Raw genomic sequence first — 19978 nt, forward strand, 5'->3', positions numbered from 1 at the left:
GACGCTCGGCTGGGAAACCCCAGCCGAGCGTCTGTCTAAACTGCTCGCCGCCACACGTCAGTGATCACGTGTTGCGACGACCACTGGAATCCGCCCTTCCACGGAGGGCTTCGGGTGCGCGGGGGTCAGAACTGCGCGGGGGTCAGAACTCGTAGTCGGCGATCACCCACGTGGCGAACTCCCGCCACTGCGCGACGCCGGCCTGGTGGGCCGGGTGTTCGAGGTAGCGCCGCAGCGCTTCCCGGTCGTCGACCGCCGAGTTGATCGCGAAGTCGTAGGCGATGGGCCGGTCGCTGACGTTCCAGGCGCACTCCCAGAACCGCAGCTCCTCGATCTGCCCGCCGAGGGCCTTGAAGGCCTCCGCGCCCGCCACGACCCGCGGATCGTCGCGCTCGACGCCCTCGTTGAGCCTGAAGAGGACCAAGTGGCGGATCATGGGGCGTACCTCAGTTCTTTCCTCCGTTGGCGGCCCAGGTCATGAAGTCGCCTATGGCCTTGGCCGCGTCCGATATGCCCTCGAAGCCTATCTGGACGTAGTCGGCCGCCTTGGCCGGGTCAGTGATGATCACGTACAGCGCGAAGACCGCGAGCACGTACACGGCGATCTTCTTGGCGTTCACCGCCACCGCGGCCTCCCCTGTACCTGTGACTCCTCGGCGCCCTGTTGTCGGCGGTGAGTTTATCCGCCCGCTCGTGTGTTCCGGCCGGGGAATTGTGTGCGAGTCGCGGCGGGGTCCCAACGCGGGTCGGTGCACGGGGAGTCGGGAATGCCGCGAGGGGCCCGGTCCAATGGACCGGGCCCCTCGTACGGAGCGGTAGCGGAGGGATTTGAACCCTCGGTGACTTGCGCCACACTCGCTTTCGAGGCGAGCTCCTTCGGCCGCTCGGACACGCTACCGAGGGAGACCCTACAGCAAGGTGGGGCGTGGTCAGAAATCGGTATTCAGCGGTCCCGGAAGAACTCCGTGAGCACTCCGGCGCAGTCCTCCGCCAGGACGCCCTCGACGACCTCGGGGCGGTGGTTGAGCCGCCGGTCGCGCACGACGTCCCAGAGCGAGCCGGCCGCTCCCGCCTTCTCGTCCCGGGCGCCGTAGACCACCCGGTCCACCCGGGACTGCACCAGCGCGCCCGCGCACATCGTGCAGGGCTCCAGGGTGACGACCAGCGTGCAGCCGGCCAGGCGCCACTGCCCTAGCTTCGCGGCGGCCCGCCGCAGGGCGAGGACCTCCGCGTGCGCCGTGGGGTCGCCGGTGGCCTCACGCTCGTTGTGCCCGGCCGCCAGCACCGTCGTGCCGTCCGGGGACAGCAGGACGGCGCCGACGGGGACGTCGCCGCCCCGCACGGCCAGCCGGGCCTCGTCCAGGGCGAGCCGCATCGCGGCCCGCCAGGGACCGCGCACCGGGTCGGGTGCGCCGGCGGTGTGCTCGGTGCTCAGCGGACGGTCTCCAGCACCTCCGAGGCGCCCAGGGCCTCGGCGATCGTGCCCAGCGCGTCGTCGGCCTCCAGGGTGCGCAGCTCCTTCTCGCTGATGCCCAGGTCGTCGAGGATCTCGCTGTCGCCCACCGGGCTGTGCGGCACCGCGTCGGCCGAGGCGCCGTCCGTCTCGTCCTCGTCGTCTTCGGACTCGCCGTCCTCCGTGCCGTCGAGGTCGAGGGCGTCCAGGTCGGGGCCGTCGTCGGCGCCCGGCTCCCGGCCCAGCAGCTCGTCGGTGAGCAGCAGCTCGCCGTAGGCGCTGCGGGCGGCGGCGGCCGCGTCCGAGACGTAGATGCGAGGATCCTCCTCGCCGTCCACGCGGACGACACCGAACCAGGCGTCCTCCTGCTCGATCAGCACGAGCACGGTGTCCTCTTCCGGAGAGGCTTCCCGGGCCAGGTCGGCGAGATCCGACAGGGTCTCCACATCGTCGAGCTCCGTGTCGCTCGCTTCCCACCCGTCTTCGGTGCGCGCGAGCAGTGCGGCGAAGTACACCGTGACTCTCCCACTGGTCATAGGCGTGCCGGTTGGGGGTCCCCCCGGCGGAGGTCATGGGCGGGAAGAGCTGGGCTCCGGGCCCCGTCCACTCGGAATCGTGGCAGAAACAAGACGCTCAGGAGACGTCTTCGGCTCCCTGTGTCCGGCTGTTTTGATCGTGGATCCGTGACCGGTCCACGTGTGTGTCCGTTGCCGCCACCTGCGGATCGTACGCGGCCTCACCGGCGTGTGCGCACGTCCGCCGGGGCAACACCGGCGCTGGTGCCGGTCTTTCCTACCGGCTTCTTCCCACGGGTCTCTTCCCACCCGACCGTACGACGAAATCCCCCTACCAGCGGAAGGTTCGCATCCGCATGGCGTGGCGCAGCCGGGCCGCCTTGGCGCGCCGGGGCTGGACGCGGTCGCGCAGCGCCCGGGCCTCGGCGAGGTCGCGCAGGAACTGGGCGCGTCGGCGCCGGCGCTCGGCGTCCGTCTCGGGCCGTCGGGGGCCTGTCGCGCTCCAGGCGTCCACGGCGGCGTCGGTCTCTTGATCAGACAGGTCAGGCACAGTTCACACCACCCCGGGTCCGTCCCTCCCACCTTCCCTCGGACGGTCGGTTTGATGCCAGCGCCGGGCGCGGCCGAGCGCGGTTACTGTTAGGGACATGCGTCTCCACGTCGTCGACCACCCCCTGGTCGCCCACAAGCTCACCACGCTGCGCGACCGGCGCACCGACTCCGCGACCTTCCGGCGGCTCGCCGACGAACTGGTCACCCTGCTCGCCTACGAGGCGACCCGGGACGTGCGCACGGAGCAGGTCGACATCAACACGCCGGTCGCGCGGACCACCGGCGTCAAGCTCGCCCGCCCGCGCCCGCTGGTGGTGCCGATCCTGCGGGCCGGCCTCGGCATGCTGGACGGCATGGTCCGGCTGCTGCCGACCGCCGAGGTGGGCTTCCTCGGCATGATCCGCAACGAGGAGACCCTGCAGGCCTCCACCTACGCCTCGCGCATGCCGGAGGACCTCTCGGGCCGCCAGGTGTACGTCCTGGACCCGATGCTGGCGACCGGCGGCACCCTGGTCGCGGCCATCCAGGAGCTGATCAAGCGCGGCGCGGACGACGTGACCGCCGTGGTCCTGCTCGCCGCGCCGGAGGGCGTCGAGGTCATGGAGCGGGAGCTCGCGGGCACCCCGGTCACGGTCGTCACGGCGGCCGTCGACGACCACCTCAACGAGCACGGCTACATCATCCCCGGCCTCGGGGACGCGGGGGACCGGCTGTACGGCGCCGCCGAGTAGGGCCGGGGCCCGGCCCGTTCAGCAGCCCTTCGGCGACGCGGCGCTCGTGCGCTTCGGTTCACTCAGCCGGGTCAGCGCCTGGTCGGCGGCCGCCCGCTGCGTCAGGCCGCCGAACCGGTCGCCGATGATCAGGTCGAGGTCGGCCCCCTTGCGGCCGGCCTCGGTGCGGGGCTCGGCGCCGGCGAGCTGGGTGGCGAGCACCGGCAGCGAGGTGTTCAGCGCGGCGGCGGGGCCGAGCAGCACCCCGGTGCCCTTGACCTTCTTGTCGAACTCCTTGGGCGCGTTGCCCACGTCGCCGATCCGGAAGCCGCGCTTCTTCAGCTCGTCCGCGGTGGCCTTGGCGAGGCCGCTGCGGGTGGTGGCGTTGTAGACGTTCACGGTGATGGCGCGGGGTGCGGGCGGCGCCGCATTGGCGGGTGCCGCTGACGCCTTGGCGACGGGGCACTCGGCCCTGCCGCCGTCCGCCTCGGACTTCTTTCCGCCGCCGGTGAAGACGTCGATGAGCTGCAGGGTGCCCCAGCCGATCAGGCCGAGTGCGGCGACGGAGGCCAGCACGGCGGCGACGAGCCTGCCGCGCCGCCGGGGAGGGCGCATCCGAGGGTATTTGTCCCCCGTGATCCGGTACTGGCCGCCCATGCCGGGAGGAGTCAGCATGCTCATGTGCGCAGCGTAGTGTGCCTGAGCGGCGATGCCTATTAGATGATCAGCAGACGCCGCTCAGTGGACCCGAAAGGGGCAACGGCCGTGTCGACCGGGTCAGTCGAGTTCGAGCACGCGTGCGTGCAGCACCTGGCGCTGCTGGAGGGCGGCGCGCACCGCCCGGTGGAGGCCGTCCTCCAGGTAGAGATCGCCCTGCCACTTCACGACGTGCGCGAAGAGGTCGCCGTAGAACGTCGAGTCCTCGGCCAGCAGGGTCTCCAGATCGAGCTGCTGCTTGGTGGTCACGAGCTGATCGAGGCGGACCGGGCGCGGCGCGACGTCCGCCCACTGCCGGGTGCTTTCCCGGCCGTGGTCGGGGTACGGCCGGCCGTTTCCGATGCGCTTGAAGATCACACGGAAAGCCTACCGGGCCAGACGTTCCGGGCGCAGCCATGGCGCCGCAGTGCCACGCTGGAAATGCCGGAGCGAAGAGACCCATAACGGGTGCTATCGGAGACAGGGGCCGTGGATGAGTGAGAGCGAGGCGCTCCCTGCCGAGGCCGAGCGGATCCGCGCCGGATACGCCTTCACCCGGTTCGCCCTGGATTTCGGCGCCCTGCGCCGGGACGGCGGGTGCCTCGCCGGGGTGCCGGTGCGGAACCCGTTGCCCGTGCTCAACCGGCACGGGCTGGTGGCGGACGCCACCGGCACCGGCACCGGCACCGGCACCGGCAAGACCACGATGCTCCAGCTCATGGCCGAGCAACTGTCCGGGCTGGGCGTGCCGGTGTACCTCGCGGACATCAAGGGCGACCTCTCCGGCGTCTCCCGGCCGGGCGTGTCGAGCGACCGCGTCCAGGGGCGCGCGGCCGAGGTGGGCCGGAGCTGGGCACCGGCCGGTTTCCCCGCGGAGTCCCTCGCGCCCGGCGGGTTCGGCCACGGCCTCCCGGTGCGGGCCACCGTCACCGGCTTCGGCCGGTGCCGCCGTCCAAGGTGCTCCGGCTCAAGCATGCCCAGGAGCAGTCCCTCGGGCTGATCTTCCACTACGCCGGCACCAAGGGCCTGCACCTGGTCGACCTCAAGCCCATCAGGGCCGTGGTCGCCTTCCGCACCTCGGACGAGGGCCGGGCCGAACTGAAGGACATCGGCGGGCTGTCCGGTGGCACGGTGGGCCGGGCCTTGACCTGGCGGTGCGGGAGTCCGCGCCGCACGGGCGTTATGCACAGGCTGTGGACCGCGAGTCCGCGTACGAGCGGCTGAGCAAGCGGCCGCCGGCGGCCGGGGCCCCGGAACCGGCCCGGCCCGGCCGGGCCGGGCCGCACACGCTCCGCGGACCACCCGGATCCCCGAGGCGAAGGGGCCCGAGGGGGAGCCGTCGCTGGTCGAACAGGTGGTGGACAGCGGGACGTTCAAGTCGCCGGCCCGCTCGATCGGCAGCCGGATCGGCCGCGAGGTCACCCGCTCCCTGTTCGGTACGGCACGGCGGAGGCGCTGACCGCCTCCGCCGGCTGATCAGCGGCCGTCCTCCTTCGCGGGCCGCTGCGGTGGCGGGTTCGTTCCCTCCGGCCGGGCCGGCGCGCTGCGCCTGGCCTCCGCGCGCAGCAGGGCGCGCAGGACCGCGTACGGGTCTGTGGGCATGGTGGTTCCTCGCGTCGAACTGACTGGGCCTGGGCGCGAGGCCCGGTCAGCAGCGCAGTACCACCGTCCGCAGCAGGGGCACGGCCCCCGGCGGGCGGGGCGCGGCGGGGCGCGGTGGCGCCGCCGCGGGGGCGGGCGCCGGTCCGGTCCGGGGCGCGGGGTGCTCGGGGTCCCCGACCGGGTGGCAGACGCGGGCGGGCGGCCGGGGCGGGGTGTCGGTGTGGTCGTGCTCGGTGGCGCCGGCCGACGTGGCCGGGGCGGGCGCCGTCTGGGCCTGCACATGGGCGCCGGGCACCCACACCGCGAGGAGCAGGACGAGCACCCGCAGCCAGGTACGGCTGCGGGGAATGCGCGCGGTCCTGCTCACACCGGGTCTGTGCCCGCCGGGCCGCCCCGGCACATCGCGCGCCGCCCGGGATACGCCCGTTCGGCGCAACGCCGGCCTCACACCGTGCGCGGCACCTGCCGGGCCGTGCCCCGGACGCGTACCGCGGTGACGATCTCCACGATGCCGACCGCCACCAGCCACCAGCCGGCGACCAGGGTCAGCACGGCGACCGAGGTGAAGGGCGAGTCGATCAGCACGATGCCGGCGACGAAGGTGACGATCCCCAGGAAGATCTGCCAGCCCCGGCCGGGCATGCGGGAGTCGGAGGCGGCGGCCAGGGTCTGGGTGATGCCCCGGACCACCCAGCCGATGCCGATCCACAGGGCGAGCAGCAGGGTCGACTGCATCGGCCCGCGGAAGCAGAACAGGCCCAGCAGGACCGACAGGGCGCCGCTGACGAAGGCGAGGACGCGCAGTGAGGTCCGCCGGTGGGTGCCGAAGGCGGCGGCGAGCTGGAAGACCCCGCTGACGACGAGGTAGAGCCCGAACAGCACGCCGGCGACGAGCAGGGAGGGGCCCGGCCAGACCAGCACGAGGACGCCGAGGACCAGCGAGGCGATCCCCGTTGCCAGGACGACCTGCCAGGCGGCCCTGGACAGGGCGTGCAGGGGGCCTTCGAGGGGTGGTTCCGGCTCGTGGTGACCCTGCTGGGCGTGGCCCGCGTGGACGCTCCGGTCGTCGTACTCACGGTCCCAGGAGGGACCGCCGCTGGGTGCCTCGGTCATGGTTCATGCTCGGATCGCCCCGGCTCGCCCCGCCACCCGGGCGGGGCCGTCCGGCTGAGGGCTACTTCATCGCGGTCTTCGCCGACCCGGCGGCCTTGGCGGCCGCCTTCATCTCCTGCTTGTGCGCGCGGACCTTGGCCAGCGACTCGGGCCCGGTGATGTCCGCGACGGACCGGTAGGACCGCTCCTCCCCGTACGCCCCGGCGGCCTCCCGCCAGCCCGTGGGCCGTACGCCGAGCTGCTTGCCGAGCAGCGCCAGGAAGATCTGCGCCTTCTGCCGGCCGAAGCCGGGCAGCTCCTCCAGCCGCTTCAGCAGCGCGGGCCCGTCACCGGCGTCCCGCCAGACGGCCTCGGCATCCCCGTCGTAGTGCTCGACCAGGTACCGGCAGAGCTGCTGGATCCGCTTGGCCATCGAGCCGGGGTAGCGGTGCACGGCGGGCTTCTCGGAGAGCAGGGCGGCGAACGCCTCCGGGTCCATGGCCGCGATCTCGTGGGCGTCCAGGTCCCGGGCGCCCATCCGGCCCGCGATGGTCGCCGGGCCCTTGAAAGCCCACTCCATCGGGATCTGCTGGTCCAGCAGCATCCCGGTGAGCGCGGCGAGCGGGCTGCGCCCGAGCAGCGCGTCGGCCTCGGGGTCCTGGGCGAGGTGCAGAGTCGCTTCCATGGCTCGATGGTGCCCCGGCGGGCCCGGCGGCGCAGCCGGGCGGCGCCGCGCGCGGTCGGCCGGCCTCCCCGGGCCGAGGAGCGTCGCGTACGATTCCCGCATTAACTTAGGCAAGGCTTACCTAAAGAGGTGTCCCGAGGTGACCAGCGAGATCCACCGCGATGCCTGGGGCATCCCGCACGTGCGGGCCGCCGACGCCCGGGACCTGGCCCGCGCCCAGGGCCGGGTGACCGCCCGGGACCGCGCCTGGCAGATCGAGGTCGAGCGGCACCGGGCCCGGGGCGCCTCGGCCTCCTTCCTGGGCGCGGCCGCGCTCCCCTGGGACGTGTTCGCCCGCCGGGCCCGCCTCGACGACACCGCGCGACGCTGCTTCCGCGCGCTGGAGGCACGGGACGCGGAGACGGCCGACTGGGTCCGGGCGTACGCCGACGGCGTCAACGAGGGCCTGGCGTGCGGCACCCGCCGCGCGCCCGAGTTCGCGCGCTCCGGCCTCGCCCCCGGCCGCTGGGAGGCCTGGACCCCGCTCGGCGTCTGGCTCGCCACGCACATCCTGTTCGCCGGTTTCCCCGCCAAGCTGTGGCGCGAGGAGGCGGTACGGCACCTCGGCCCCGAGGCGCCCGGCCTGTTCGCCACCGACGGCCCCGGCACCGCTGGCAGCAACGGCTGGCTCCTGTCCGGCGACCGCACGGTCACCGGGCGGCCCATCGTCGCCGGAGACCCGCACCGCTTCATCGAGGACCCCGGCGTCTACCAGCAGATCCGCCTGTCCTGCCCCGAGTTCGACGTCGTAGGCCTCGCCGTCCCGGGCGTGCCCGGCATCCCCCACTTCGGCCACACCGGCGCCGTCGCCTGGGCCGTCACCAACGCCATGGCCGACTACCAGGACGTGTACCGCGAGTGGCTGCGGCGTACCGGCGCCGGTGTGGAGGCCCTCGGCCCCGACGGGGTCTGGCGCCGGGCGCGGCGGCACACGGAGACCGTGGAGGTCGCCGGGGAGGCACCGGTCGAGATCGAGGTGATCGAGACCGAGCGGGGCCCGGTGATCGCCGGCGGACCGGAGGGCCTCGACTCTGGCGTCACGGCCGCGGCCCCGCGCGCGATCGACTTCACCGCCGGGGAGGACGGCCCGCAACCGCCCACCGCCCTCGCCCTGCGCTACCCGCCCCGCGTCACGGAGGACCTCGGTTTCGGCTGTCTGCTCCCGCTCCTGCGCGCCCGCACGGCCGGCGACGTCGACCGGGCGCTGGACGGCTGGGCCGAACCGGTCAACGTCGTGCAGGCCGCCGACACCGAGGGCGGTCTGCTGCACCGGGTGGCCGGCCGCGTCCCCGTGCGCGCGGCGGACAACCGGGTCCGGGTGGTCCCCGCCTGGCGGCCGGGCCACGAGTGGCGCGGCTGGCACGAGACGGCGTACGCCGAACTCACCGACGGCGTCGCCGTGATGGCCAACCAGCGCGGCCCGGCCGCCCCCCTCGGTGTCGAGTTCGCGCCGCCGCACCGCGCCGACCGCATCCGCGCCCTGCTCCAGGAACGCCGCACCTGGTCGGCCGACGGCCTGCACGCCGTCCACACCGACACCCACCTCGCCTCGGCCGGTCCGCTCCTCGACCGGATCGCCGCCCTCGACGGCCTCACCCCCGAGGCGGCCCGCCTCCGCGACCGGCTGCTCGCCTGGGACCGCCGCATGGACGCCGGCAGCACCGGCGCGGCGGCCTACGCAGCGGTGCGCACGGCGGTCGTCCGCCGGCTCGCCGCGCACCCGGCGTTCGCGGCCCTCACCGAACCGCCCGCCTACCCCGAGGTCCTGCTGCCCTGGCTCGCGCTCGTGCCGCGCGTCGGCCACTCCCTGGAACACCTGCTCAAGGCGCGGGAGTTGTACGGCATCGACCGGGACGCCGTGGTGCGGGAGGCACTGACGGGGACCGCCGCCGCCGAGCCCGCCGGCACCTGGGCGGACACCCACCGCCTCGCCCCCTGGCGGGCACTGCCCGGGCAACGGCCGGACCCGGAACCCGGTCTGGCCGGCGACCACGACTGCGTGCTGTGCACCTCGGCCGTGCCCGGCCTCACCGACCTCGCGGCCCGCGGCCCGGCCGCCCGCTACGTCTGGGACCTGGCCCGCCGCGAGGACAGCCGCTGGGTGGTCCCCTTCGGCGCCGACGGCGTGCCCGGCGCACCGCACCACCGCGACCAGCTCCCCCTCTGGCTGGAGGGGGAGCTGGCCCCGGTCGTCACCGACTGGACCCTGCTCACCCCCGAAGGCACCCAGGAGAACGATGTCTGACCTGTTCGAACGGCACATCGACGGCTACGGCACCGTCCGCGTCCGCCCCCTCGACCCGGTGGGCGACGCGGAGGTGGTGCACGCCTGGGTGAGCGAGGAACGCGCCGCGTTCTGGGGCATGACCGGCCTGACCCGCTCCCAAGTGACCGACGTCTACGCCCACATGGCCACCCTCGACACCCACCACGCCCACCTCGTCACCAAGGACGGCGAACCGGCCGCCCTGCTGCAGACCTACGAGCCCGGCGCTGACCGGGTCGGCGAGACCTACGAAATCCGCCCCGGCGACATCGGCGTCCACGTGCTCCTCGCCCCCGCCGGGCCCGCCGGCCGCCGCCCCGGCTGGACCTCGGCCCTGCTGACCGGGGTGACGGCGTACGCCCTGCCGGCGCTCGGCCGCCATCGGATCGTGGTCGACCCGGACGTCCGCAACACCAGGGCGATCGCACGCTTCCGGCGCCAGGGCTTCGAGACGGGCCCCGAGGTCGTGCTGCCCGAGGTGGACATCCCCGGTGTGTACCTGCCCGAGAAACACGCCCGACTGGCGTTCTTGACCAGGGAGGCGGCCTTCCCGGACGGTCCCTCCTGACACGGTGGCACCGGCCGGGTCCACCCGTCCGGGCACATCGGGGGGCCGGTGCGGTGAGCATCGAGGCCGATCGCCGCGTACCCATGTGAAGGGCTGAGGTACCCGGTGCGCATGCGGCCGCCCGGGCCCGGGGGACGGAGGGGTGAGGTGCGCGACGCACACCGGTGGCTGCGGCGGCTGACCGTGCTCGGCACGGGCCTGCTCCTGCTCCTCCTCGGCACCGCGGTCCCCGCCTCGGCCCACGCGGCCCTGCGCGGCACCGACCCCGCCGACGGCACCCTCCTGAAGTCGGCGCCGCGCCGGGTGACGCTCACCTTCACGGAGTCCGTCGGCCTGCTGACCGACTCGTTCCGCGTCTACGACCCGCGGAACCGCCGGCTGCGCACCGGCGAGGCGGACCACGCCCCGGGCCGCTCCGACACGGCCCGCGTCCCGCTGCCCGCCCGGCTGGGCACCGGCACCTACACGGTGACCTGGCGGGTGGTCTCGGCCGACAGCCACCCGGTGTCGGGCGCGCTCACCTTCTCGGTGGGCGAGCGCAGGGCGGCACCGGCGGCCCCGCTCCCGGACCGCGCGGAGAACCGGGCGACCACGATCCTCTACGACATCGCCCGCTACCTCGCCTACCTGTCCGTGGCGCTGCTCCTCGGCACGGTGGCGTTCGTGGCGTACTGCCGCCCGCCGGGCCGGGCCCGGCTGCGCCGGCCGGCGCCGGCCGCCTGGTGGGTCCTGCTCGTCTCGACCGCCGCCCTCTTCCTGCTGAGGGCGCCCTACGAGGAGGGCACGTCCCCCGCACGGGCGTTCGCGCTGTCCGCGCTCACCCGCACGGCCACCACCCGCCCCGGCGAACTCCTGCTCGCCCGCCTCGCCCTGCTGCTCCTGGCGGCGGCCTGCGTCCCGTTCCTGCGCCGGGGCCCGTGGCGGCGCGTCCCCCGCCGGGCCCTGCTGACCGCGGCCGCCCTCGGCTCCGCGGCCCTCTCCGTGACCTGGGCGGCGGCCGAACACGCCTCCGCCGGGCCGCAGGTACCCGTCGCCGTCGCCTCCACCGCGCTGCACCTGCTGGCCATGGCCGCCTGGCTGGGCGGCCTGGCGGCCCTGCTGCTGACGCTGCGCCGGGACACGGCAGCGGAACCGGCCTCCGCTGAACCGGCCTCTGCGGATGCGGCCTCCGCGGGGGCGGCCTCCGCGGGGGCGCTGGAACCGGTCGCGCGGACCGTCGCCCGCTTCTCCCGCCTGGCCTTCGCCTCGGTGACGGTCCTCGCGGTGACCGGCGTCTACCAGTCCTGGCGGGGCCTGGGCTCCTGGCAGGCGCTCACCGGAACGGCGTACGGGCACATCCTGCTGGCCAAGCTGGCGGCGGTGGCCCTGCTCCTCGCGGCCGCCTCCCGCTCCCGGCGCTGGACGGCCCGCCTGGCGAGCCCGGCCCCGGCGGCGCGGCCGGCCCGCGCGCCCGAGCCGGCCACCGGCCCGCCGCTGCCCGCCGGGCCCCCGGCACCCGTACCGGACACCCCGCCCGCCCCCGCCCCGCACCACCTGCGCCGCCCGGTGCTGGCCGAACTGGCGACCGGGGTCCTCGTCCTCGTGCTGACCACCCTCCTGACCAGCACCCTGCCCGGCCGGGCCGAAGCCGAGGCGGCGCGCTCCGAGGCGACGGCGGCCGGCATCCCGGCCGCTTCGGTCACCACCGTCCCGTTCGACGTCGGCACCCCCGGCGGCCACGGCAAGGTGCAGATCACCCTCGACCCCGGCCGGGTCGGCGCCAACACCGTCCAGGCGGTCGTCTACGGCCCCGACGGCGGCCTGGCCTCCGTCCCCGAACTCCGACTCGCGATGGTCCTCCCGGCTCAGCGGGTCGGCCCCCTGGACGCCCGGCTCACCGACCGCGGCGGCTACTGGGCGGCCGACTCCTTCGCCCTGCCCATCCCCGGAACGTGGACCATGAAGGTGACGGTGCGCGTGTCGGACGTGGACCAGGTGACCGTGTCGAAGAGCGTACGGGTGGTGCGGTGACGGTCCGGGGGGAGTGGGCGGGATGGAGCACGGCGAACGAGTCGTCCGAGTCGTCGTCGAGGGCGTGGAGTTCGAGGCCGCGCTGACGGTCCGGTCGGACACCGGCCTGCTGGCCCTGCACGGCGCCGGCGAGGGCGGCACGGCGGAACTCGCCCACGAGGTGGCGGCCCGCACGGGAGCCAGCGCACTGGTCTTCACCCAGCCCTCCGGCCCCCCGGTCCACATCCCCTCGCACCGGATGGCCGCGGCCCCCTGCGAGGCCCTGCGGGAGTTCCTCGCCCACGTCTCCCTGACCGTCTCCCTGCACGGCCATCTGCGCCCCGACGCCCCCCGCTCGATCTTCCTGGGCGGCGCCAACCGCGCGGCGGCGCGGGTCCTGGGACGCCGGCTCGCCCTGCTCGCCCCCTCCTTCGACACCGTCACCGACCTGGATCTGATCCCGGACGGGCTGCGGGGCCTCGGCCCGGGCAACCCCGTGAACCTGACCCGCGCCGGAGGCGTTCAGGTGGAACTGCCGCTGGCCGCGCGGACCGCGCGCCCGCGGAGGGTGCAGGGAGCGCCCGAGACACCCCCGCGGGCGGTGGCGGACGCCCTGGCCGCCGGGGTCGCGGAGCTGGCGGCGGGGCGGTACGGCTGATGCCGCAGCGGCGGGGCGGGCCGCCGGGGACCGACGCGACCCGGCCGCCGCAGCCTCGCCGAGTGAGTGTGAGCACGAGCTGCGAGCCGTGGGCCCGGCTCACAGCCCCGGGTCGTCGAACTGTTCGAGCAGGAAGTCGACCGGTGCGTGACCGGCGGCGACGGCCGCGCCGTCGTGGAGCTGCTGTTCCGTCCAGATGACCTTGCCGTGGGTGGTGTACCGGGTGCCCCAGCGCTGGGCGAACTGCGCGACCAGGAACAGACCGCGGCCGCCCTCGTCCGTCGTCGCCGCCCGCCGCAGCCGCGGCGAGGTGTTGCTGCCGTCCGACACCTCGCAGGTCAGACAGCGGCTGTACAGCAGCCGTACGGTCACCGGGGGCGAGCCGTACCGGATCGCGTTGGTGACCAGCTCGCTGATGATCAGCTCCGTGGTGAAGGCGGCCTCCTCCAGTCCCCACTCCGCCAGCGTCTCGCGGCAGCGCGCCCGCACCGAGGGCACCAGCGCCGGATCCGGGCCCACCTCCCACTCGGCCACCCGGGAGGACGGGAACCTCCGGGTGCGGGCCGCCAGCAGCGCGATGTCGTCCGAGGAGTGGGTCGGCTTCAGCGTGTCGATCACCGTCCGGCAGACCTCGTCCGGAGGGCGGTTCCCGGACCCGTCCAGCGCCCGGCGCAGACGTTCCATGCCGACGTCGATGTCCTGGCCGCGGTCCTCCACCAGGCCGTCGGTGTACAGCAGCAACTGGGAGCCCTCCGGCAGGGACAGCTCGGCCGTCTCGAACGGGTAGCCGCCGAGGCCGAGCGGCGCGGACGCCGGCACGCCCGGACAGAGGACCGTGCCGTCGGGGTGCACGAGCACCGGTTCCGGATGCCCCGCGCGGGCCATCGTGCAGGCCCCCGTCACGGAGTCGTAGACCGCGTACAGGCAGGTCGCCCCGGTCACTCCCTCGCCCTCCAGGCCCTCCGCCGCCTCGGCCACGCCCTCCTCGTTGTCCATGCGGGCGACCAGGTCGTCCAGGTTCCCGAGAACCTCGTCCACGGGCAGGTCCAGGGTGGCGAAGTTGTGCACCGCGGTGCGCAGCCGGCCCATCGTCGCCGCCGCGTGCAGCCCGCGTCCGACGACGTCGCCCATCACCAGGGCCACCCGGGCGCCGGGCAGCGGGATGACGTCGAACCAGTCGCCGCCGACCCCGCCCTCCGCGGGCAGATACCGCCACGCGACCTCAAGGGCGTCCTGGTCCGGCTGACCGCGCGGCAGCAGACTGCGCTGCAGCGTCACCGCCATCGCGTGCTCCCGGGTGAACCGGCGCGCGTTGTCGATGGCGACCGCCGCCCGCGCCGCCAGCTCCTCGGCGAAGGAGAGGTCGTCCGGCTCGAACGGCTGCGACTCGCGCCGGTAGAAGTTCACCACGCCCAGCGGCACGCCCCGCGCCCGCAGCGGCACGACCACCAGCGAACGCAGCCCGCACTCAAGGAACAACCGGGCCCGCTCCGGGTCCTGTTCGTACCAGCCGGGGGACTGCCGCAGGTCCGGCTCCAGCACGCCGTGCCCCTCCTGCAGAGTCCGCATCTGCGGGGCCAGGGGCGAGAAGTCGATCACTTCGCCCAGCGGGTACACCGGGACGTCCGGCTGTCCGCCGGCGATCGCCGCACGCCGCAGGTGCCGCCAGCCCTCCGCCGTCGGCTCCCATCCGCGCAGCACCGCGTCCAGCAGGTCCACCGTCACCAGGTCGGCGAAGCGCGGCACGGCCACATCCGCCAGTTCCTGGGCCGTGCGCCCCACGTCCAGCGTCGTGCCGACCCTCACCCCGGCGTCGTACAGCAGGTTCAGCCGCTGGCGCGCGAACTCGGCCCGCCCGGTGATCGCCGCCAGCTCGGTGGTGTCCCGCAGCGTCACCACGCTGCCCCCGCGTCCGGTCCGCGGGTAGGTGGGCCGCTTGTTTATCGCCAGCAGCCGGTCCCCCACGAGGTGCACCGCGTCGGTGACCTCCTCCGGTGTGGTCAGCAGCCGTTGGACCGGCTCCGGCAGGCCCAGCTCCCGCACCGGGCGGCCCCGCGCGTCGTCGGGCAGTCCGAGCAGCCGCGCCGCCTCCTCGTTGGCCAGCAGCAGCCGGTCCTCGGCGTCGGTGATCAGCACGCCCTCGCGCACGGAGTGCAGAACGGCCTCATGGTGCTCGTACAGCTCCGCCAGCTCCGCCGGGGCCAGGCCGTGCGTCTGCCGCAGCAGCCGCCGGGACACCAGGGTCGTCCCGGCCACGCCCAGTGCCAGCGCGACCGCGGCGGCGCCCAGGGTGAAAGGCAGCTCCGGCATCCACAGCGCCGCCACGTTCTTGACAGTGATCCCGGCGGAGACCAGGCCGACGATCCTGCCCTGCGCGTCGTGCACCGGGACCACCGCCTGCACGGCCGTCCCCCCGCCCGTCGGCAGCGGCGGCCCGCCGGCCTGCTCGACGACCGTGCGGCCCCGGAGCGCCGGCCCGATGGTCCCGACGAACTTCTTCCCGATCTCGCTCGGATAGGGGTACGTGTAGCGGATGCCCTGCCTGTTCATGGCGACGACGAAGTCGACGCCGGAGTTCTTGCGGGCCGCCTCGGCCCGCGGCTGGAGCAGCACCGTCGGATCCGGGCTGCGCAGCGCCCTGGCCACTCCTGGGGCGCTCGCGAACGACTGGGCCGCGACGACCGACTCCCGGCGTCCCTCCCGCAACGCGTCACGCGCCGACTGGAGCACCACGGCCGCCACCGCGGCCAGCACCAGCAGCACCACGACCGCGATCTGCAGCAGGAGCACCTGTCCGGCCACGCTGCGCAGGTGGAGCAGGGAGGTACGCCGTCCCCGCCGGCGTCCGGCGGACCAGTGCTCCGCCGAACCCGGAGGCTGTCCGGAAAATACCTCCATATCCCCTTCATAGCACCAGCGGCCGACCCAGGGGCGTGCGGGCCCGATCCCAGGCCCGCGCCCGGGTCCCGTGTCCGTCAGGTGCCGCGCCCCCGGTGCCGGCGCTCCTCCCGGCCCGGTGCGCGGCGGGATACGGTCGAGGTCCCCGGAGCAGTCCCGGCACGGCGGTGCCACTCGGTGCGACGTGCCGGAGGGCGCGGAAAGGGGCCTGCGATGAGCCGGGCGAGCAGCGCGCCGTCCGCACCGGCCCGGCGGATGCGGCCGCTGTACGCGGCCGGGTTCACCACGGCCTTCGGCGCGCACGGCATCGCCGCGAGCCTCGGCAGCGACGCCGAGGGCGCGGTCACCTCCCTGCTGGTGCTCGGCGGACTGCTCGCCCTCTACGACGGCGCCGAGGTCGTCCTGAAGCCGGTGTTCGGCACCCTCGCCGACCGGATCGGCGCCCGCCCGGTCCTGCTCGGCGGGCTGGTGGCCTTCGCCGCCGCGTCCGCGCTGTACGCGGTGGTGGACAGCCCGGGCTGGCTCTGGGCGGCGCGCCTGGGGCAGGGCGCGGCGGCCTCCGCCTTCTCGCCGTCCGTCTCCGCGCTCGTCGCCCGGCTCAACCCGGCGGCCCGGCACGGTCGCGCGTTCGGCGGCTACGGCTTCCACAAGTCGCTCGGCTACACGCTCGGGCCGCTGTTCGGCGGCGTCCTGGTCCGGGCCGGCGGACTGCGGCTGCTCTTCGCCGTCCTCGCGGTGCTGGGCGCCGCGGTCGCCGTCTGGGCCGCGGTCGCCGTGCCCGTCGTGGCCCCGCTGCCCAAGGCCCGGCAGACGCTGCTGGACCTGGCCCGGCGGCTGGCCGAACCGGCCTTCCTCGCCCCGGCGTCCGCGCTGGCCGCGGCGACCGCCGCGCTGTCGGCCGGGGTGGGCTTCCTGCCGGTCTCCGGACGCGCCGCCGGACTGGGAGCGGTCGCCACCGGTGCCGCCGTGTCGTTGCTGGCCGCGTGCTCGACGGTCGTCCAGCCGCGGGCGGGGCGGGCCCTGGACAGCGGGCGCCTCACTACACGGGCCGGCCTGCCGGCGGCCCTGCTGCTGGCGGCCGCGGGCCTGGGCTGCGCCATGCTGCCCGGCCTGGCCGGCGTGCTGTCCGCCGCGGCCCTGATCGGCTCCGGCACCGGTCTGATCACTCCGCTCGGCTTCGCCGCCCTGGCCTCCTCGACCCGGCCGGAACGCCTGGGCCAGACCATGGGCGCCGGCGAACTCGGCCGGGAACTCGGCGACGCGGGCGGCCCGCTGCTGGTCGCGGTCGTCGCCTCACGGACCACCCTCGCCCACGGCTACGCGGTCCTGGGGAGCCTGCTGGCCCTCGGCGCGGCACTCGGCCTGGCAGGCGGGTGGTCCAGAAAATCGAACACATGATTGAATTCATTCATGCGAACGTTCCCCGACGATCTCGCGCAGGCTCAAAGGGAGTGGAGTGCCACGTACCGGCAGCTCGCCGAGCACCCTGGCCGCACCGAACTGCGCCGGCGCCTGTACCGGCTCTCGACCCAGACGTTCTTCCATCCCAGCTGGCAGCGGCGGCGCCCCGGTCCCGCGGCCTGGCGGGAGCTCCGTGCGCTGGGACGGGCGGACGGGCCCGTGAACGAACGGCTTCCCCGATGACGGGCTGGGACGCGGGCCCGGACGCCCCGGACGGGTCCGAGGGCATCTCGCCCGGACCGGTCCTCGTGACCGTGCTCCCGCCGTCGCCCTCCGGGGGCCGCCGCGTGCGCGTGGGCGGCGAATTCCTCGGCCTGGCCCACAACGCGGCTGACATAGCGGAGTTCCTCCGTCGGGCCGGCCTGGAGATCGACCCGGCCGACGTGGCGGAGGCCCCGTGGATCGACTGGCGCGGGACGGGGCCGGAGCGGTGGGAGCCGGAGGCGAGCGACTGACCCCGGAAGGCCCTCAGGGCCAGGCTGGGCGGGACCCGGGCCCCGTCACCGGTCAGCCGACGAAGACGCTGTGCGTTCCGGGTATCTGCACCGCCAGCCCAGGAGGGATGACCTGGACGGGCCCGCCCGCGCAGCCCGGAACGTTGTGGACCAGGGCGGGTGTGTCCGTGAAGTTGAAGACCGTTGAGAGGTGGGTCACCTCGAAGCAGCCTCTCGGGTCGTCGTGACGGACCCCGTCGATCTCGAGGAACCCGTTCGCGGCGACCGCCGAGCCCGGAACGGCGAGCGCGAGCACTCCGGCGGCGGCGAGTGCGGCGAGTGTCGAGACCGTGCGACGCATGACGAACCTCCCGGCTTGGCGGGCCAGGCAGGTCCGGGCCCTGCAACCGACCGTACGGAAGCGTGCACGCGGCGCATCCGGGCGTCCCCCAAGCGGGCGACAGCGGCATGCGGCGTGATCGCCGTCCGGGCGGGACAAGTCGGCTGATCGATCGGTGAGGGGTCGTTTTGCGTCGAATGCCGGGGGGACTCGAACGGCAGGCCGCCGGAGCGCCGACGCTCTGCTCGACGGGCCGGCGGCGGGATCACCGTTCCGCCTGGTGCAGGTGGACGGCCCGCAGGGACGCGCCGGGGCCACGGACTGCGTGGTAGCGCTTCCGGGAGTCGGGCTCCGTGCGCCTTCCCCATCACCGTCGTACCGCGACATCGAGGGAAGTCACCATGAAAGCAGCGGTATATGAAGGACCGCGAACGGTCGCAGTGAAGGACGTACCGGACGCGAAGATCGAACATCCCTGCGACATCATCGTCAAGATCACCACCACCAACATCTGCGGTTCGGACCTGCACATGTACGAGGGCCGCACCTCGTTCGAGTCCGGCCGCACCCTGGGGCACGAGAACATGGGCCAGGTGGTGGAGGTCGGTTCGGCCGTCCGCAAGGTGCGGGTCGGCGAGTATGTGGTTCTGCCCTTCAACATCGCCTGCGGCTTCTGCAAGGAGTGCGAGCAGGGTCTGACCAACTACTGCCTGACCATGCAGCCGGAACCGGCCCTGGCGGGAGCCGCCTACGGGTTCGCCGACATGGGCCCCTACCAGGGCGGCCAGGCGGAGTTGCTGCGGGTGCCCTACGGCGACTTCAACGCGCTGCGTCTGGGCGAGGACGCCGCCGAGCGGCAGACCGACTACGTGATGCTCGCCGACATCTTCCCCACCGGCTATCACGCCACCGAGATGGCCGGCGTCAAACCGGGCGATCAGACCATCGTCTTCGGTGCCGGTCCTGTCGGGCTGATGGCGACGTACTCCGCCCTCCTCAGGGGCGCCGGGCGGGTCTGGACGGTCGACCACCAGCCCGACCGGCTGCGCAAGGCGGAGGAGATCGGGGCCATTGCGATCAACACCGCCGAGCAGGACCCGGCGGAGGTCGTCAAGGAGGCCACCCTCGGTCTGGGCGCGGACAACGGCTGCGAGTGCGTCGGCTACCAGGCGCACGACCCTCAGGGGCACGAGGACGCCAGCCTGACGCTCAACGGCCTGATCGACTCGGTCAGGTTCACGGGCAAGATCGGTGTGGTGGGCGTGTTCCTGCCCCAGGACCCCGGTGGCACGGAGGCCCAGGGTGAGCTGGAGGCTCAGGGCAAGGTTCCGATCGACTTCGGCTTGATGTGGTTCAAGGGCCAGCAGATGGGGACCGGGCAGGCTCCGGTGAAGAGGTACAACCGGGCGCTGCGGGACCTGATCGCCGGCGGGAAGGCGAAGCCGAGCTTCGTCGTCTCCCACGAACTCCGCCTGGACGAAGCGCCCACCGCCTACGAGCACTTCGACGCCCGTGACGAGGGCTGGACCAAGGTGGTCCTGCACCCCGACGGACACGGCAACGGCCACAAGCAGTAAGGCAGTACAGGGCCGCCGCCCGCCTGCTCCCGCAGGACAGGGCCGACCGGCGAGCGGCGTCCGACCCCGGCTTCGGCCGGGGCCGGACGGGCAGTTGCCGCAGGCGCTCCTGCCATACCCGGGCAGCGGCGGTCAGCCGCGCCCGGCTCGGCAGGGCGGACAGCCGATCCCGATGACGTTCGTCGAGCCATGGCGCGCGCACGTCCGCACCGCGACCGAACGGCCATGTCGCTGCTCGGTGACGGGAGTTGAGGATTGGATGCGGGCCACGCGGAAACTCCGCCGTTGTCCGTTGTACGCGTTGGCCTTCGCTCCGAAGTGGCCCGCCTTCCGTTCACCTCACCGCACGTGGGGAGTACTCATGAAGACAGACATCCGTTCCACTTCTCGCCTTCGGCATGATCCGCTCGTGCGGGGGCTCGGCTGGGCCAGTGCGGCGATGG

Annotated in this window: 22 protein-coding genes, 1 tRNA gene and 1 pseudogene; 10 read left to right on the plus strand and 14 right to left on the minus strand. The window is 74.2% G+C overall.

The window, feature by feature from the left end; genetic code table 11:
- Positions 1–142 precede the first annotated feature (142 nt).
- From ACFQ9Z_RS39010 to ACFQ9Z_RS39035, 6 genes are all read right to left on the minus strand, one after another.
- Positions 143–436, minus strand: coding sequence for a Dabb family protein (locus tag ACFQ9Z_RS39010; RefSeq protein WP_383031764.1), 294 nt, complete (start codon positions 434–436; stop codon positions 143–145).
- A 10-nt stretch (positions 437–446) separates the two neighbouring features.
- Positions 447–626 (minus strand): hypothetical protein, encoded by a 180-nt coding sequence (locus ACFQ9Z_RS39015; RefSeq protein ID WP_383031767.1) that lies wholly within the window; start codon positions 624–626, stop codon positions 447–449.
- Between the two features lie 187 nt (positions 627–813).
- Positions 814–898, minus strand: a tRNA-Ser gene (locus tag ACFQ9Z_RS39020).
- Positions 899–943: 45 nt separating this feature from the next.
- Positions 944–1375: a tRNA adenosine(34) deaminase TadA gene (tadA, locus tag ACFQ9Z_RS39025; protein WP_383031831.1), complete on the minus strand. Its 432-nt coding sequence runs from the start codon at positions 1373–1375 to the stop codon at positions 944–946.
- Between the two features lie 56 nt (positions 1376–1431).
- Entirely contained in the window at positions 1432–1968 is a 537-nt protein-coding gene (locus ACFQ9Z_RS39030) for a hypothetical protein (RefSeq protein ID WP_383031834.1), read from the minus strand.
- A 331-nt stretch (positions 1969–2299) separates the two neighbouring features.
- Positions 2300–2518 carry a hypothetical protein gene (locus ACFQ9Z_RS39035; RefSeq protein WP_383031770.1) on the minus strand — a complete coding sequence of 73 codons (219 nt, stop codon included), beginning with the start codon at positions 2516–2518 and terminating at the stop codon, positions 2300–2302.
- A 97-nt stretch (positions 2519–2615) separates the two neighbouring features.
- Between ACFQ9Z_RS39035 and upp the strand changes: the two genes are divergently transcribed.
- The gene (gene upp / locus ACFQ9Z_RS39040; protein ID WP_383031774.1) at positions 2616–3251 is read left to right on the plus strand and encodes a uracil phosphoribosyltransferase; all 636 of its coding nucleotides are present in this window, start codon (positions 2616–2618) and stop codon (positions 3249–3251) included.
- An 18-nt stretch (positions 3252–3269) separates the two neighbouring features.
- Here the strand turns inward: upp and ACFQ9Z_RS39045 are convergent, their stop codons facing one another.
- Positions 3270–3911 (minus strand): LytR C-terminal domain-containing protein, encoded by a 642-nt coding sequence (locus tag ACFQ9Z_RS39045; RefSeq protein ID WP_383031777.1) that lies wholly within the window; start codon positions 3909–3911, stop codon positions 3270–3272.
- A 96-nt stretch (positions 3912–4007) separates the two neighbouring features.
- Entirely contained in the window at positions 4008–4304 is a 297-nt protein-coding gene (locus ACFQ9Z_RS39050) for a type II toxin-antitoxin system VapB family antitoxin (protein WP_004943146.1), read from the minus strand.
- A gap of 115 nt (positions 4305–4419) precedes the next feature.
- Here ACFQ9Z_RS39050 and ACFQ9Z_RS39055 point away from each other — a divergent pair.
- Positions 4420–5075 (plus strand): annotated as a pseudogene (locus tag ACFQ9Z_RS39055) (helicase HerA-like domain-containing protein); the annotation flags it as partial.
- Between the two features lie 327 nt (positions 5076–5402).
- Here the strand turns inward: ACFQ9Z_RS39055 and ACFQ9Z_RS39060 are convergent.
- From ACFQ9Z_RS39060 to ACFQ9Z_RS39075, 4 genes are all read right to left on the minus strand, one after another.
- Positions 5403–5528 carry a hypothetical protein gene (locus tag ACFQ9Z_RS39060; protein WP_383031781.1) on the minus strand — a complete coding sequence of 42 codons (126 nt, stop codon included), beginning with the start codon at positions 5526–5528 and terminating at the stop codon, positions 5403–5405.
- 46 nt (positions 5529–5574) lie between these two features.
- Positions 5575–5895 carry a hypothetical protein gene (locus ACFQ9Z_RS39065; RefSeq protein WP_383031784.1) on the minus strand — a complete coding sequence of 107 codons (321 nt, stop codon included), beginning with the start codon at positions 5893–5895 and terminating at the stop codon, positions 5575–5577.
- Positions 5896–5972: 77 nt separating this feature from the next.
- A complete protein-coding gene (locus ACFQ9Z_RS39070; RefSeq protein WP_383031787.1) occupies positions 5973–6641 on the minus strand; it encodes an HdeD family acid-resistance protein in 669 nt (222 codons plus the stop codon).
- Between the two features lie 61 nt (positions 6642–6702).
- Positions 6703–7305, minus strand: a complete 603-nt coding sequence (locus ACFQ9Z_RS39075) for an HhH-GPD-type base excision DNA repair protein (RefSeq protein ID WP_383031790.1) — start codon at positions 7303–7305, stop codon at positions 6703–6705.
- A gap of 139 nt (positions 7306–7444) precedes the next feature.
- Between ACFQ9Z_RS39075 and ACFQ9Z_RS39080 the strand changes: the two genes are divergently transcribed.
- The 4 genes from ACFQ9Z_RS39080 (at position 7445) to ACFQ9Z_RS39095 (ending at position 12825) form a co-directional block, all read left to right on the plus strand.
- Positions 7445–9589, plus strand: coding sequence for a penicillin acylase family protein (locus ACFQ9Z_RS39080; RefSeq protein WP_383031794.1), 2145 nt, complete (start codon positions 7445–7447; stop codon positions 9587–9589).
- Positions 9582–10178, plus strand: coding sequence for a GNAT family N-acetyltransferase (locus ACFQ9Z_RS39085; protein ID WP_383031798.1), 597 nt, complete (start codon positions 9582–9584; stop codon positions 10176–10178). Before ACFQ9Z_RS39080 ends, ACFQ9Z_RS39085 begins: the two co-directional genes overlap by 8 nt.
- 111 nt (positions 10179–10289) lie before the next feature.
- On the plus strand, positions 10290–12188 hold the full coding sequence (locus ACFQ9Z_RS39090; RefSeq protein ID WP_383031802.1) for a copper resistance protein CopC: 1899 nt from the start codon (positions 10290–10292) through the stop codon (positions 12186–12188).
- Positions 12189–12210: 22 nt separating this feature from the next.
- Entirely contained in the window at positions 12211–12825 is a 615-nt protein-coding gene (locus tag ACFQ9Z_RS39095; protein WP_383031806.1) for a poly-gamma-glutamate hydrolase family protein, read from the plus strand.
- 99 nt (positions 12826–12924) lie between these two features.
- Here ACFQ9Z_RS39095 and ACFQ9Z_RS39100 read toward each other — a convergent pair whose 3' ends face one another.
- Entirely contained in the window at positions 12925–15723 is a 2799-nt protein-coding gene (locus tag ACFQ9Z_RS39100) for a SpoIIE family protein phosphatase (protein ID WP_383031810.1), read from the minus strand.
- A 213-nt stretch (positions 15724–15936) separates the two neighbouring features.
- Between ACFQ9Z_RS39100 and ACFQ9Z_RS39105 the strand changes: the two genes are divergently transcribed.
- The 3 genes from ACFQ9Z_RS39105 to ACFQ9Z_RS39115 are packed head-to-tail and all read left to right on the plus strand — an operon-like array spanning position 15937 to position 17639.
- Positions 15937–17121, plus strand: coding sequence for an MFS transporter (locus ACFQ9Z_RS39105; RefSeq protein WP_383031813.1), 1185 nt, complete (start codon positions 15937–15939; stop codon positions 17119–17121).
- Positions 17122–17133: 12 nt separating this feature from the next.
- The gene (locus tag ACFQ9Z_RS39110; protein ID WP_383031817.1) at positions 17134–17367 is read left to right on the plus strand and encodes a hypothetical protein; all 234 of its coding nucleotides are present in this window, start codon (positions 17134–17136) and stop codon (positions 17365–17367) included.
- A complete protein-coding gene (locus ACFQ9Z_RS39115; protein WP_383031820.1) occupies positions 17364–17639 on the plus strand; it encodes a hypothetical protein in 276 nt (91 codons plus the stop codon). The genes ACFQ9Z_RS39110 and ACFQ9Z_RS39115 overlap by 4 nt, the downstream gene beginning before the upstream one ends.
- A gap of 52 nt (positions 17640–17691) precedes the next feature.
- On the opposite strand, the gene ACFQ9Z_RS39120 is transcribed toward ACFQ9Z_RS39115, so the two are convergent.
- Positions 17692–17979, minus strand: coding sequence for a hypothetical protein (locus tag ACFQ9Z_RS39120; protein WP_383031823.1), 288 nt, complete (start codon positions 17977–17979; stop codon positions 17692–17694).
- Positions 17980–18359: 380 nt separating this feature from the next.
- Here ACFQ9Z_RS39120 and ACFQ9Z_RS39125 point away from each other — a divergent pair, with 380 nt between their 5' ends.
- Positions 18360–19535, plus strand: a complete 1176-nt coding sequence (locus tag ACFQ9Z_RS39125; protein WP_383031828.1) for a glutathione-independent formaldehyde dehydrogenase — start codon at positions 18360–18362, stop codon at positions 19533–19535.
- The last annotated feature ends 443 nt before the right edge of the window (positions 19536–19978 follow it).

The organism is Streptomyces sp. NPDC056580, assembly GCF_042793175.1.
Lineage (GTDB): Bacteria > Actinomycetota > Actinomycetes > Streptomycetales > Streptomycetaceae > Streptomyces.